This window comes from Taibaiella chishuiensis, from assembly GCF_003014535.1.
In the GTDB taxonomy this organism is placed as follows: domain Bacteria; phylum Bacteroidota; class Bacteroidia; order Chitinophagales; family Chitinophagaceae; genus Taibaiella; species Taibaiella chishuiensis.
The window spans coordinates 349,846-365,095 of sequence record NZ_PYGD01000001.1; the positions used below are offsets into that span (position 1 = coordinate 349,846).

At 52.5% G+C, this 15,250-nt stretch carries 9 protein-coding genes; 3 read left to right on the forward strand and 6 right to left on the reverse strand.

Annotation, left to right across the window (positions count from 1 at the left end):
- Nucleotides 1–121 precede the first annotated feature (121 nt).
- The 4 genes from B0I18_RS01410 to B0I18_RS01425 form a co-directional block, all read right to left on the reverse strand.
- Nucleotides 122–913, reverse strand: coding sequence for a TIGR02757 family protein (locus B0I18_RS01410; protein ID WP_106520863.1), 792 nt, complete (start codon nucleotides 911–913; stop codon nucleotides 122–124).
- A 60-nt stretch (nucleotides 914–973) separates the two neighbouring features.
- Nucleotides 974–1,636, reverse strand: coding sequence for a peptidylprolyl isomerase (locus tag B0I18_RS01415; protein WP_106520864.1), 663 nt, complete (start codon nucleotides 1,634–1,636; stop codon nucleotides 974–976).
- Nucleotides 1,637–1,765: 129 nt separating this feature from the next.
- Entirely contained in the window at nucleotides 1,766–4,012 is a 2,247-nt protein-coding gene (locus tag B0I18_RS01420) for a monovalent cation:proton antiporter family protein (protein ID WP_106520865.1), read from the reverse strand.
- Between the two features lie 100 nt (nucleotides 4,013–4,112).
- On the reverse strand, nucleotides 4,113–4,400 hold the full coding sequence (locus B0I18_RS01425; protein ID WP_106520866.1) for a hypothetical protein: 288 nt from the start codon (nucleotides 4,398–4,400) through the stop codon (nucleotides 4,113–4,115).
- 30 nt (nucleotides 4,401–4,430) lie between these two features.
- On the opposite strand from B0I18_RS01425, the gene B0I18_RS25400 reads away from it, so the two are divergent.
- Both B0I18_RS25400 and purN read left to right on the forward strand, forming a co-directional pair.
- Nucleotides 4,431–4,565, forward strand: a complete 135-nt coding sequence (locus B0I18_RS25400) for a hypothetical protein (protein ID WP_281257980.1) — start codon at nucleotides 4,431–4,433, stop codon at nucleotides 4,563–4,565.
- A 31-nt stretch (nucleotides 4,566–4,596) separates the two neighbouring features.
- Complete coding sequence (gene purN, locus B0I18_RS01430) at nucleotides 4,597–5,163, forward strand: phosphoribosylglycinamide formyltransferase (RefSeq protein WP_106522017.1); 567 nt, start codon at nucleotides 4,597–4,599, stop codon at nucleotides 5,161–5,163.
- Nucleotides 5,164–5,219: 56 nt separating this feature from the next.
- Here purN and B0I18_RS01435 read toward each other — a convergent pair whose 3' ends face one another.
- Nucleotides 5,220–9,668 carry a GEVED domain-containing protein gene (locus B0I18_RS01435; protein WP_181358292.1) on the reverse strand — a complete coding sequence of 1,483 codons (4,449 nt, stop codon included), beginning with the start codon at nucleotides 9,666–9,668 and terminating at the stop codon, nucleotides 5,220–5,222.
- 279 nt (nucleotides 9,669–9,947) lie between these two features.
- Complete coding sequence (locus B0I18_RS01445; protein WP_106520869.1) at nucleotides 9,948–14,384, reverse strand: fibronectin type III domain-containing protein; 4,437 nt, start codon at nucleotides 14,382–14,384, stop codon at nucleotides 9,948–9,950.
- 410 nt (nucleotides 14,385–14,794) lie between these two features.
- Between B0I18_RS01445 and B0I18_RS01450 the strand changes: the two genes are divergently transcribed.
- Nucleotides 14,795–15,196: a cytochrome c maturation protein CcmE domain-containing protein gene (locus tag B0I18_RS01450; protein WP_106520870.1), complete on the forward strand. Its 402-nt coding sequence runs from the start codon at nucleotides 14,795–14,797 to the stop codon at nucleotides 15,194–15,196.
- The last annotated feature ends 54 nt before the right edge of the window (nucleotides 15,197–15,250 follow it).

The window sequence follows — 15,250 nt, forward strand, 5'->3', positions numbered from 1 at the left end:
GTCACCCAACAAAGCATGTACAGGCCTGAGGCTTCGTGTAATGCCGTCTGAGTGCGGATCTGGCGAGATAAGAGCCGTTAATAAAACGTTGTAAAAAAGCAGGAAAATACCTTGCGGACCGTTAAAATTTTTCGATCACGCCCAGGCCAAAAAGTGCAAAATCGTACTGAACGGGATCATCGGGGCTTAATGCTTTCAGCTTACCGGTAAGTTCGACGGCAGCATGCCAGTCGTCCTGTTTCCGCTCGAGCAGGTTGAGCCTGCGGGCCACACGGGCCACATGTACATCCAGCGGGCAGATCAGCTGGGCAGGGCTTATATTTTTCCAGAGACCGAAGTCTACCAGGGTTCCCGTTTTTGCCTTAGCCCCGTCATTACGCACCATCCAGCGCAGGTACATATTAAGCCGCTTGCAGGCCGACTTCCGGGCCGGCGTGGCAATGTGCTTGCGGGTACGCTCAGGCGCCTGCGGCAACGAAAACACATACTGGTGAAAGCCGGTGAGGGCCTGTGTAATATCGGTGGATTCCCGGTTGATAAACTGTGCAAAGGCTGCTTCCAGGCTTTCGTGTTTGCTGTAGTGAAATTGCAGAAAATGAAGTAGATAGAACAGATCTGTCGCATTAAATGTCCTGTGGACAAAGTGCAGCAGCGGTTTCAGGTCCGTATCCCTGAAATTGCGGACAAAATCGTAGGGGGCGCCATCCATAGCCTGCAATAAACGGGTGCAGCTGTTGATGATCGAAGTGCGGTTGCCCCAGGCCAGCAGGGCAGCAAAAAAACCCGAGATCTCGATATCCTGCAGCTTCGTAAAGCGGTGGGGTATCGATACCGGGTCTTTTTCAATAAAAGAAGGTTGGTTATAAAGCAGGACTTTCTGGTCGAGCAATCGCTTCAGCGCCGGGTCGTACATGGGGTTACCCTTCTATTCTATATAACAGTGATCAACGGTACGGCCGGGCCGTACGGTCATTTATATCCAGAAAAAGAGGAACTTTTTCTTAACCCGTAATTTCAGGATCTTCTGGTCCTCGTTGGGCCGGTCCATACCGTTGCGGGGCTGGTTTACGATCTTATCCACGATGTCCATGCCCTTGGTTACTTCGCCGAACACGGTATAGTTATTATCCAGGTGCGGCGTACCGCCTGTTGTTTTATACATTTCCCTTTGCGCTTCGGTGTATTTGCGACCGCTGCGCGCCGCGAAAGCGTCCAGCTCTTTATCGCTGAATTTTTTACCTACGGTAATATAAAACTGGCAACCCGACGAGGCCTTTTCAGGGTTATTGTCCCTTGCAGCCGCCAGCGCGCCTCTTTTGTGATAGTATTCATCGCGGATCTCGGCCGGTATCTTATAGCCTACATCGCCATCGCCCAGGGGCGCCCCGGCCTTGGCCGTTTTAGAACCCGGATCGCCACCCTGGATCATAAAGGAGGGGATTACCCGGTGAAAAAGGGTGCCATCGTAAAAATGCTTTTTTGCCAGCTTTACAAAGTTATCCCGGTGCTTGGGGGTATTGTCGTAAAGATACATTTCGATATTGCCATAAGCCGTGGTAATGGTTGCACGGTATTTCTGGGCAAAGGAGGCAGCAGCCGACAAGAGCAGGCAGAGCAGGAGCAGACTTTTTTTCATGGGTTGCGTCAGTAATTTTTTTCAGGTACAAGTACACTGCCTGTACGTAAACCGGTACAGGCAGCGTTGCAAATATAATTCACTTCTGCATACGACGTACCATACCGGTAGCCGGCAGTCACAAGGGCGTTAATCCTCCTTACGGATCAACGCCTGTATTTTCTTGCGGTCGCCCACGATCCAGACCGTATCGCCCCATTGCATCTCTTCGTTGGAGTCGGGATTAAGGATACGGCTGCCATTGCGCTCTATACCGACCACAAGGCCACCGGCACGCTCCCTGATGCCCGAGGAACGGATGCTCTGCCCTTTCAAGCGGGTATGTTCATCCACCTTGATCTTTTGCAGGCTGATATTGTTCCGCGACTCTTCCATATCCTTTACATCGACCGTGCCTTCCACCACCGGCCGGAACAATTGCAATTGTTCATCCGTACCGATCACGCTGATCTCGTCGTGGGGGAACAGTTTTTCGCCACGCCCCGGCGCATAGATCATCCTGCCGCCCCTCTTAACCAGGGCTATATTTACCCCGTATTGCTCGCGCCAGGCCAGTTCGGCAAAGGTCTTATCGATATACGGCGCCAGCGGGTTTACCTTGAACTCGGCGATATGGGCATCCCAGGGACTTAAGGCAATGGCCGGGTTCTGCTCGAGTGCGGCCCGTTCGCGGGCATTCAGGTTCAGGATAAAACGCTCCTCGATACGCTGGTAGAATTGCCGGATCTTTTTAGAGAACACGAACATCACGATCACGATCACCGGCAGGGCCACCAGCACGGCCACGGTGCCCGAGAACATGCTGTCGAGCAGGAAGCCGAGCAGCATAATGCCCAGGCCGATGCGCATGATCTCCACCATAACCAGCGGCCCGCGGTTAAATTTATTGTTGAGCCAAAGCTCCTTATAGGCGATCTTACTGGGCCGCTTGGCCACCATAGCCCAGAGGAAGGGCGATATAGCCGCCAGGGTAACACAGAGCACGATCAGCGAGGCAATGAGCTCGCGGCCGGCAAACTGCCGTACCACGAAAGGCAACAGGAAGTTGGCCGAAATAATGGTAATGGCCAGGATCACTACAGCATTGGTAGTAACGATAACGAGGTAGGAACGGAGTACCGATTTCCATTCGCTTGTGGCCTGCATATCCTGTGTACCCGACGAGTATTTGGCAATGCCCTGCAATACTTTTTTAGGCACCATTTTTTCCAGCCAGTTGTAGAAAGGTTCCGAAAAGCGGATCAGGTAAGGCGTGGTAAAGGTGGTAATGGCAGAGGCGCCCACCGCGATAGGGAACAGGAAATCGCTGGTTACCCCCAGGGTAATACCCAGGGTTGCGATGATAAAGGCGAACTCCCCGATCTGGGCCATACTCATGCCCACCTGGATCGACTGTTTGAGCGGCTGCCCGGAGATAAGCGCTCCCAGGGTGGTGCTGAAAAGTTTGCCAAAGATCGTAAGCCCTGTAACGAGCAGCACCGGCACACGGTATTCCATAATGGCGTTAAAGTCGATCATCATACCGACCGATACAAAGAACACGGCGCCGAAGAGGTCTTTGAGCGGTTTAAGCAGGTGTTCCACTTTTTCGGCAGAGGTGGTTTCGGCAAATACCGATCCCATAATAAAAGCGCCCAGCTCTGCAGAGAAGCCCACTTTGGTGGCCAGCACCACCATACCCAGGCAAAGGGCGATGGACAGGATCAGCAGGGTTTCCTCATCGAGAAATTTCTTCATTTTGCGCAGGAAGGTAGGCAGCAGGAAAATACCCGTAATAAACCAGAGCAACAGGAAGAAGACCAGCTTCAATACCGTAAAACTAAGCTGCGCCCCTTCGAAGGTCTTGCTTACGGCCATTGTACTCAACATCACCATCAACAGGATCACCACGATATCTTCGACCACCAACACCCCGAATACGATACGGGCAAACTTCTTGGACTTAACGCCCAACTCGTCGAAGGCCCGGATAATGATCGTGGTGGAAGAGCTGGCCAATACGCCACCCAGGAATACGCTGTCCATGGTACCCCAGCCCATCCATTTACCCAGGAAGTAACCCGAAACTGTAACGAACACGATTTCGACCATCGCGGTAACGGAAGCGGCGCCTCCTACCCGCATCAGTTTTTTAAAGCTGAACTCCAGGCCCAGGTTAAACAGCAGGAAGATAACGCCTATTTCGGCGAGGGTTTTTACATTTACGGGATCGGCCACGGTAGGCACTACGGATATATTGGGCCCCACCAGCAGGCCGGCGATAATATAGCCCAGTACAAGGGGTTGCTTCAGTTTTTTAAATAGCAGGGTGGTAACAAGCGCGGCCCCCAGGATCAGGGCCAGGTCGGTAATCAGATGCGGAAGATGGTTTTCCATAAAGAGCTTCAGTCATTTTTTCTTTATACATAAACAAACAGATCGGGCCCGCAGCCTGGATACAGGCCACCGGACAGGTACTTTTATTTAAACACTGTATTTACCAGAAATAATGAACAGGGAAAAGCATCTTGGCCTTGAGCCCGGCCACGATGCCCCGGGCAATGCCCGGACAACACAGCGGCGTATCCTGCTGATCGTGGAAAGCGGTTTGCAAACCGTAGAGCAGGGGGCCGCCGGGTTGGAGCATAAAAGGCGCCACACTGGTGGTGATACAAGAGTGGAGGGCCATACCGGACTGGTCGCCCAGCCGGTCTTTTTTGGCCGACAGGCTAAGCGCCTGCCTCGGCGCCATCTTTCCGTCTACCGCAACCCCAGCCTGCTTCAAGGCATGACAATTACCCTTACAGTTTACTGTATGGACAAGAAGAACCAGGAAACAGGCCAGCCGGGCAAGGATGCTCATCCTTACAAAGATAAAAATTATAGGCCGTATAACCGGGCAGAAAAACCGCTTTATCAACCGGGAAATGATAAATTTGCAGAAATTTAATTATCCCCTGTGCCGGGGAACCACTACAACAATGCATCAACTTATCTTATTTGCCTCCGGAAGGGGTTCCAATGTACAGGCCATTATCGATCATTTCGCTACCAATGCCAAAGCACGCGTTGTCCTTATCGTATGCAACAACCCGCAGGCCGGCGTACTGGATATTGCGGCGCGCCATCATATACCCGTACAACTGATTGACAAAAAGGCATTCCGTTCGGAGGAGTTTATCAACCTGCTCCGGGGTTATGATCCTGCTTTGCTTGTACTCGCCGGTTTTCTATGGAAAGTACCCGAAGCCGTGGTGCAGGCTTTTCCCGGCAGGATGATCAATGTACACCCGGCCCTGTTGCCCAAATACGGCGGCAAGGGTATGTATGGCAGCCATGTGCACGAAGCCGTAGTAGCAGCCGGCGATAAGGAATCCGGCATTACCATTCATTATGTAAACGAACATTACGACGAAGGCGCCACCATCCTGCAGGCCTATTGCCCGGTACACGATACGGACCATGCCCTGTCGCTCGCCGAAAAGATCCATCGCCTCGAACATTTTTATTTCCCCAAAACGGTAGAGTTCCTGCTCGACCAGTTTTAAATACAAGCGGCAGGGCTATAAACCCTGCCGCTGCATCGTATTACCAGGCACCGCGTCTAGCGGATCAGGGTAATATCTCCCTTAAGCGGCACCTTCGTGCCATCCAGGAATTTTACTTCCATATAATAGTGGTAGGTGCCCATATCGGCCATCACACCGCCGTGGTTCATACTGCCGTCCCAGGCGGGTTGCGTGCTCATGGGCGCGCTGAACACCATTTCACCGTTACGGTTATAGATCCGGAAAGTGGTTACCACATAAGCCCGTTTCATATAGAACCTTGGGGTAAACAGGTCGTTGAGCCCGTCGCCGTTGGGCGAAAAGGCATTGGGCATAAAGATGCCGTGGTCCAGGGGTTTTACGTTCAGATCGAAGGCGACCGAATCCAGGCAGCCATGCCGGTTGCGGGCTTTTACCCATACCCGGCCATCCTCACCCGCCAGGATATGCTGCTCGCGGGCGTCCTGCGCCGGGAACCAGGCCTGCGGCTCCCAGCCATATACTGTAAAGGAGGCATCGTCGGACGAAGCCGTAAAATGGACCATTTCCCCACGGTAAGGATCTTCGGGATCGACAGCCAGCTCTAGCTTAAAGTTATCGACCTGGATATTCACCGTCCGTTTTACACTGTCGCAGCCATAACTGTTGCGGAACATATGTTCCAGGGTTGTGTTGCTGTAGTAATTAATGCCTTCGTACCGCACCATACCGCAACCTGCAGTATCGACAACCAACAAGGCTGCCGTGCCCGGGTATACCCGGGCATGCAGCAGCAGGATGATGCTGTCGCAGCCCATGCCATTGCGTATCGTGTCCTTTATAGTCGTACCGGTGGTATAGGTTACTCCTTTGTACACAAAAGGCCCGCAGGACTGGGTATCGGCATGCTGTATCGCCGGCGGCGCCGAAATGTAAAGGTTCAGCGTAACGATGCTATCGCAACCCGTGGTAGCAAAGGTATCTTTCAGCCCGGTTTGCGAGGTGGCGTAGGTAATACCGTTAAAGGTATAGGTCTCTCCCGCACATTTTGCAATATGCACCGTATTGGTGATATACGGATTCACTGTAAGATTCAGGGTAACGATACTGTCGCAACCCGTAGTGGCAAAGGTATCTTTCAGGCCGGTTTGCGAGCTGGTATAGGTAATGCCGTTAAAAGTATAGGGCTGACCCGCGCAGCGGACCACGTTTACGGTATGCGTGATATAGGGATTTACCGTGAGGTTCAGAGTTACGATACTGTCGCAGCCGGCAGTAACGAACGTGTCTTTCAGACCGGTTTGCGAGCTGGTATAGGTAATGCCATTAAAGGTATACGGCTGACCGGCACATCGGGTTACGTTAACTGTATTGGTGATATAAGGCGTAAAGCTCAGGTTCAGCGTGACGATGCTGTCGCAGCCCATGGTGGCAAAGGTATCTTTCAGGCCTGTTTGTGCGGTAGCGTAGGTAATACCGTTAAAAGTATACGACTGACCGGCACACCGGGTTACACTAACCGTATTGGTGATATAGGGATTAACGGTAAGGTTCAGCGTAACGATGCTATCGCAGCCCATGGTGGCAAAGGTATCTTTCAGGCCTGTTTGCGAAGTGGTATAGGTAATACCGTTAAAGGTATACGACTGACCGGCACACCGGGTTACACTAACCGTATTGGTGATATAGGGATTCACGGTAAGGTTCAGGGTAACGATACTATCACAACCCGCAGTAGCAAAGGTATCTTTCAAACCTGTTTGCGAAGTGGTATAGGTAATACCGTTAAAAGTATACGACTGACCCGCACAACGGCTTACGTTAGCTGTATTGGTGATATAGGGATTAACGGTAAGGTTCAGCGTAACGATACTATCGCAGCCCGCAGTGGCAAAGGTATCTTTCAAACCTGTTTGCGAAGTGGTATAGGTAATACCGTTAAAAGTATACGACTGACCGGCACACCGGGTTACACTAACTGTATTGGTGATATAGGGATTCACCGTAAGGTTCAGCGTAACGATACTGTCGCAACCCGCCGTGGCAAAGGTATCTTTCAAACCTGTTTGCGAAGTGGTATAGGTAATACCGTTAAAAGTATACGACTGACCGGCGCACCGGGTTACACTAACTGTATTGGTGATATAGGGATTCACCGTAAGGTTCAGCGTAACGATACTGTCGCAACCCGCCGTGGCAAAGGTATCTTTCAAACCCGTTTGTGAAGTGGTATAAGTAATACCGTTAAAGGTGTACGACTGACCGGCGCACCGGGTTACACTAACCGTATTGGTGATATAAGGATTCACCGTAAGGTTCAGCGTAACGATACTGTCGCAACCCGCCGTGGCAAAGGTATCTTTCAAACCCGTTTGTGAAGTGGTATAAGTAATACCATTAAAGGTGTACGACTGACCGGCGCACCGGGTTACACTAACCGTATTGGTGATATAGGGATTCACAGTAAGATTGAGCGTAACGATACTGTCGCAGCCCGCGGTGGCAAAGGTATCTTTCAAACCCGTTTGCGAAGTGGTATAGGTAATGCCGTTAAAAGTGTAAGGCTGGTATACGCACCGCACCACATTTACCGTATTGGTGATATAGGGATTTATGGTAAGATTGAGCGTAACAATGCTGTCGCAACCCGCGGTGGCAAAGGTATCTTTCAAACCCGTTTGCGAAGTAGTATAGGTAATACCGTTAAAGGTGTACGACTGACCGGCACACCTTACCACACTTACCGTATTGGTGATATAGGGATTGACGGTAAGATTGAGCGTAACAATGCTATCGCAACCCGCGGTAGCAAAGGTATCTTTCAAACCCGTTTGCGAAGTGGTATAGGTAATGCCGTTAAAGATGTACGACTGACCGGCACACCGGGTTACATTCACCGTATTGGTAATATACGGGTTCACATTAAGGGTAACGCTCAGCGAATCGGAATGGCAATTGCCCTGCAGGCTGAAAGCACGGTAGGTAACCGTTGCCGGCGGCCGGGCATATACCTGGCTATTGGTATCGTTGGCTGCGAGCGGCTGTGTCAATGCAGCATCTTTAAACAGGTTACTTACCGGCCACCAATTTATGGGCAGCAGCCGGTAATAACCCAGCCGCAGGTTGGGCCGGTTAAAGGTCTGGGCCATGGTGGCCGCAGGCCAGCCCGTACCGGTATAATACGAGCAACGGTAAGCGCTAAGGGCCGTGGCCTGGTATTGCGGCGATTGCGGAACACTGAGCGGTTGCGCCTGCCGCACCACCAATACGGAAAGGTTATCGCCGGCGCCGCCCGGGTAATAAAAAACATTATCGAGGACGAGTGCTTTCCAACCTGCGCCGGCCGTATTGATCCAGGGTCCGCTATATACGAGGTTATACCCCGCGGTACTGGTCGTCGTGGCCACCGTGGTGGCTGCCGTTACTTTCAGGTATATGTCTACATTGCCAAACGTACTGGCATTGGTTGAATTGGGCAAGGTCCGGTTAAAGGAAAGCTGTTCTACATAACCGCTAAAACCAAGTTCGCCCGAGAGGTATAACATCTCGGAAACTGAATTGGCCGAAGCCCCGGTGATGGGTGCATTACCATTGTTGAGGGTGCCATTACCCACCGCCATGGAGTCGTGGGTTTTGTTCCGCACTGCGGTAAGCAATACGGTATCGCCCTGGCAGAGGCCGGTATTGGGCGTAAGCGACAGCGGGGCGGGCACCGCGGGCAATACGGTTACGGTTACCGGCACCCTGGGATTGGTAGCGCAGATACTGTTCTCCGCCGCAACGTAATACGTGGTTGTACCCGAACCGCTCATGACCGGCGTATACGGGTTGCCGGTAAAAAGCGGCGTTGCTGCAGCAGCACTACTATACCATTTAAAGATCGCTGCAGGTTCGTTGGAAGTGGCCGACAGGATTGCCGTTCCGCCGGGCGCACATAAAGTCGCCCCGGTTACACTGGTAATCTGCGGGCAGGGCTGTACTACGTTAAGGGTATAATCATAAAAGTTGCCCCAGTTATAAGCATCACATGCAGGGTTAGCAGCCGGGTTGCCCGAGTTGGCGCCCCTGTTGATTACCCGCATACGGTAGTTGCCACCCGGTGTGCTCAGCGGGATGGTGATGGTAAAATTATATACCGCGGGATCGGTACCTACGAAGGCCGGCACCGCCAGCTCTTCGCCCGGGTCGTTAAAGTCGCCGTCCTGGTTAAAGTCCACATACACGGCTACACCACAGTAACCGCCTGTTGTCAGCGTCATTGCAGGACTGGTACCTGCCGTTACCATGGCCGTTAAACTGGTGTAATTGCTTACGCTGGCACAGGTACCGTTGGGCGGCGCATGATTGAAGGCGCCCAGGCTCACATTGCTGATCCAGTGCCCGGTAGGGTAGCCGCCGTTTATAGCGCAGCCACTGCTGTACGAAGGCGTGCAATAGGTTTGCGCTGCGGCCTGTTGCGACAGGCTGCCGGCAAGCAGTCCCAGTACAAAAAATAAACGCCTGATGATCTGGTAAATTCTGGACATAAGGGATGGGGTTCGGCGGCAGGTATGCCTGGTTATGGTTGAAATTCGATAGGATGCGGGCTTGCGTGAAAAACAATAGCCTTCCCGTTGCATGAACAACAGGAAGGCTACCGGTAAAAGAACCTTATTTCATGCAATCTGTCCCGCTTCGAACGGAACAGCAAAATATGCGGGTATCTGTCTGAGCTTACGGCGGCTTGTAGCAACACATGCCTTTATCCGGAGGCAAACGGCAATAACGGGACGGGGACTGCAGGCTGCAATCCCCGCCCCGGCTTATTAATACTTGTTGATTTTCAGGCTGCGTTTATTGCTGCCGTCATCATAACGAAGCAGGTAGATACCGGGAGCAAGATCCGTTACCGAAATCTTCAACACACCCCTGTCATCCATGGTATACTGGCCGATCACGCGGCCTACGGCATCGGTCAGTTGTACCTGCCCTTTACCATTTGCACCATTTGCTTTTACGGTAAGCTCATGTCCTACGGGGTTAGGGAACACCTGCAGGGCGAAGCTTCCGGTTTTCATTTCGGCGGTCACCACTTTACTGTAATGGGTACGGCCATCTTTATCGATCATCAGCAGGCGGTAATACGTAGTACCGGCAAAGGGTTGAGCATCGGTATAGGCATAACGGGCAGCTGCACCTTTAGCCGCTACCGTAGCCATAGCTGCAAAGCTGCGGCCATCGATACTGTGTTCCAGTTGGAAACGGTCGCCCGCCTCTTCTGTCTGGGTAACCCAGCGCACCTCGTTTACTTTACCCTGGTTGCTTGCTGTTATATCGGCCAGGCTGATCTTAAGCGGGGCGCCTATGCTGTTGGTATAGGCAAAGAAGCCGGAGAAACCGGTAGTGGTGCAGGTTACTTCCCAACGGCCGGCGCTTGTATTGTGTACAATACCGGTAATGGTCGCTACCTCTGCATTAGTCGTGCTATAACCAAAGGGACCGCTGCCTCCTGCGCCCGGAGCGCTGTGGAACGCCGTGATCCGCAGGTTTTCACCATTCGGGCCAATGGCCGGGAAGGTACTGTTGGCCATACCGTTTACCAGGGTATTATAAGCGGCTATTTCCGCATCGGTAAAGTATAGGGTAATCGTACCGCCATTGGCCTGTGTAACGGCGATATCGTAATAACGGCCTACATATGGCGATCCGTTAAAAGTTGTTGCCGCCGATACGTTTACAGTTGCGGTAACAGAACCGAGGGTACCGGAGCTGGCATTGATCTTCACGATCGGTTCGCAGGAGCCTGTTGCATACTGGATATTGCTGCCCGCAGGCTGTGTACCGGATGCCGATGTATTGGCAGTTGGCAAACCGGATACGGTATAGGCATTGATCGTTACCAGGCTGGACAGTACGGTAGAAGAGCAGGTCTGCCCGGTTTGCGTCAGCTGGAAATTGTTATAAGCGCCTGCGCTGAGGCCGGATAAAGTCAGGAAGCTCGCGCTGCCGGCATTTACCGGGCTTTGGTTGGCCAGCGTCTGGGCTGCGCCGTTCAGGGTATAGCTCACATCATAGTTGCCCACATAAGCTACCGGTGTGGTAATTTTCAAAGTAATCGTCGCATCGTTGGCGCCGCAGGAGGTAATCGGGCTGGGCTCTGCGCCATCGGCAGCCGTACCCATGGTAATCACCGGTGCAGCGCAAGGTGTAGCGAAGTTAACCGGTCCGACCCAGAAGCTGGTATCCCCGGGGTTATTGCCGCAGAGCGCCCTTACATATACGGAGTAGTTGGTACCCGCATTGAGATTGGATAGCGTAGCCGTAGCAGATGACTGCGGTGGCAACAGGGTGCCGTTATCGGCCGTAGTGCCTTGTGTACCGTAGCTTACCTGGTAATTGGTGGCATTGCCGCTCCAGCTTACGCCGGTTCCGTTATAGGTAGTGCCCGATGTCGCCAGGGCCGTAGGCACGGCACAGGATGCCGCCGAAGGGATTATACTTACCCCGAATATATTCAGGAAACCCGAGTTATTGGTCTTGGTCGCTACAATAGCCTTAATGGTTTTGGCCGTATCGGCAGGAACCAGGTTAAGCGCTGTTTCGTACAGGTTAGGACCGATATTGGAGCCGCTGCCGGTACCTTCTGCCACATTGGAAGTACGGCTTACACGGCCTACAGCGCTGATCACGGTATTGCTGAAGGTACCGTACCAATCGTTGATGGTATTGGTGTTGAAATCCGTAGCGGTACCGTCGCTGAACAATACTTTGAAGTTTACGGTAGAAGAACCGCTGCCGCTTACGGCCAGCACGTAGATGTTTTTGGCGCTGCGCGGTGTAAAGAACTTCATGGTGTCAAAAGCATTGTTGCCCACGAGGCGGGTAGAGTTGTTCTGGTTGTAAGGCGCGAGCTGGAAGTATTTCACGCCATTCAGTATCCTCCCGTTAGCCGGCAGCGAAAAGGCCGGTACGGTATTGGGGGTAGCCGGGTTCCTGTACGTGCTGGAAAGGTAGGCAAAGTTGGCGCCACCTGCGGTAGCATCGTCTACCGAGATGGTTGTGGTAGAAGCCGCTGCGGCCACACCTTCTGCAATTACATCCTGGTTATAGCTGGTAATGGTAATGGGCACATAAGTAGGCACCAGGTATACTTTGGATACCCAGGAGCTGGAATCGCTGGCATTACAATCGGTACGTACATAGAAAGTATAAGATGTACCACTGGTAAGCCCGGCCACAAGCTGGCTGGTGCTGCTGCTGAAGCCGGTCTGTACCAGCCCGGTAGCGCCCGAACCTGCAGCGCCTGCCGTACGCAGCTCATATTGATAGTTCACCACAGGGTTGCCCTGTGTAGGGGCGGTCCAGGCAAAGGTTACGGTATTGCCTGCAATGGCAGATACATCCAGGGCCGTAACCGGGAAGCAGGACACCGGTGTAGAGAAGCTCAGTGCGGCGCCCCATGCGCTGGTATTGCCCGCACCGCATACCGAACGCACATAAGCTTTATAAGCGGTATTCTGCGTCAGGCCGGTTACCGGCGTAGTGGTTGCCGTACCGGCTACCGTACCGCTGGCTGCTGCGGTACCCGTATTCGGATCGGCATTGCCCAGCATTACTTTCCATTCGTAGCTGGCAGGACTTGTTGTAGTTGCCGTCCAGTTAAGGGTTGCAGAAGTAGCCAGCAGGTTGGTCGTGTTTAAAGCGGTAGGTGGGAAGCAGGTAGCAGTATTGCTTACGTTCACGGTATAGTCGTGGAAGGTACCGTAGCTGCTGCTGCCGCAAGGCGTCATACCGCCGCCTGCATTGCCGCCCCAGCTGAACACGCGCATGCGGTAGCTGCCCGTAGGCACCCAGGCAGGAATGGCGATGGCATAGGTATTGACCTCGGGCGGACCGGCAGCGGTGTATACACCGGCAAACAGGATTTCGTCGGCATCGGCAAAGTCGCCGTCGTTATTCAGGTCGGCAGCAACGGCAGAACCGGTATACCCATAAGTGCTTACCGAAATATTACCGGCCACACCCGCTACTACATTGGTAGACTGGCTGGTGAAATCGTTCGTACTGGCATTGGCTACGGTATTATTGATGCTGCCAAAGGTTACATTGCCGATACGGTAATTGGTAGTGCTGGTATAGCTGGGCTTACAATAGTTCTGGATAAATTTAACCGGCGTGGTATCGCTGAGGCTTGCTGCGGCACATACGACATAAGCGCGGTAATAGTTACCGGCGGTCTGGCTGGTGGTTACCGTTACGCCTGTGCCGGAACTCACATTGCTCCAGCTGCCGGGCAAACCGGTAGCCGAACGCTGCCACTGGAAGGTAAGACCGCTGTACACCGTAGGACTGCTGTTGCCCGAAAGACTAAGCGTAAAATTGGTAGAGGTATAACTGCCTGTAGCGCCGGCTATAGTACCGGCTGCCGGTTGCCCGGTACAAGGCGTAATCAGCGTAGTAAAATTGGTGCTCACCCAGGAAGAGAAGTCGCCGCCGCCACAGTTGGCGCGTACATACGCCGTATAAGCCGTACCCGGGCTCAGGCTGGCTAGCGGCTGTGTGGTCGATGCCTGCGTGCCGGAAGTAACGAGGCCGGTAGCCCCAGAACCTGCCGCGCCGGAGGTACGCACTTCATATGCGTAGTTAGCGGGCGTAGTACCTACGGCCGGCGCTGTCCAGTTCAGGTTAGCGCCGCTGCTCGTAACAGCCGAAGTGTTCAGCCCGGTTACCGCCATACAGGTAGGAATGGGTCCGTAACTCACGGTAACGGTCCAGGTATTGTTATCGACCTTGGTATAACTCGTTCCGCAGCCCGATCCGCCCCATTGTCTGAAGGCCCGCAGCTCAATGGTAAATGTGCCCATCAACCCGTTGGCAAACGAAAGGTTACTCCTCGAATAGTTAAAAGTACCTTCATTACCGGTACCGGTACTGAGCGCGCTTTCGCCGGCCGAGGCAGCGGGTGCATACAGGTAGCTTTGCTGTTCGCTCATATAGGCACTGTTCACCGAGGTCATGGTATAGGCCGTCGATACCCCGGTTACCCAGTTGCCTGCAGGTATGGTCACACTTAAGGATCCGGCACAGGTCGATGTAGTCGTATTGCTGGGCGCCGTATTGTATAAGGTGGAGATATCGCCGGTACTGTACGTAGCGGTTACCGTTTGTCCCCGGGCCGGGAGGAACGCCAGGCCCAGTACCAGCAGGTGGACCAGCCCCAGAGCGATTTCCCGGCCTGTTCTTTTCATAAATTTCAGATTCATGTCATTAATTAAAACATTAAAAATGGCCTACTCTGTTGCAGGTTTTCGGTTGCCCCTGGTACGCCCCGCCGGCGTAGTTTTTTTATTAATTTTAGATTATCTTTAACTAGGAAGAACAAATGTATTTTTATATAAAATCGTTCACAACCGCATAACTATGTAGCAACCACTACACAATGATGTAGTAATGAATAATAATCGGACAGCATATATAAATAAAAGCGTTTGTTGTCGTCTATTCGGACCGGGGAAGAGGAAAAAGAGGAGCTTTCCGGGTTCGGTCATTCCCCGTTTTGACCGGTAGTTATACCCGGTTTACAGATTCCTTATTGAATTGCTAACGGCTTGCAGCCTTGTGTATTGATAGACTTTTAGCCTTAACTTTGCAATCGAATTAAAAAATTGTACCTGTGAAGAAAGCCAGTATCCTTATTTTAGTGTTGATCGCAGCGGCTATAGGCATTATTGTTGCCTCTTTCGGCCAGTTCAGCACCTACGAAACCTTCGCTTCCGCTTCCGAACATGCCGGCAATACGTTCCATGTCGTTGGTTATCTCGATTCTTCACAGGCCCAGCATTACGATCCTATAAAAGACCCCAACCTGTTCACCTTTTTTGCCAAGGATAAAAAAGGAGCCGTTCACAAAGTCATTTTCAATGGCGCCAAGCCCCAGGACTTTGAAAAGTCGGAGCAACTGGTAATGAAAGGTTATATGAAAAACGGCGACTTTCACTGTACCCAGATCCAGATGAAGTGCCCCTCCAAATACGAGAATAATAAGATCGCCGTCGCGCAGCCGGTCAAATCATAAATATGTTTCTAACGGCGTGCGGAAAGCACGCCGTTATTTTTGCAACCCCCACAA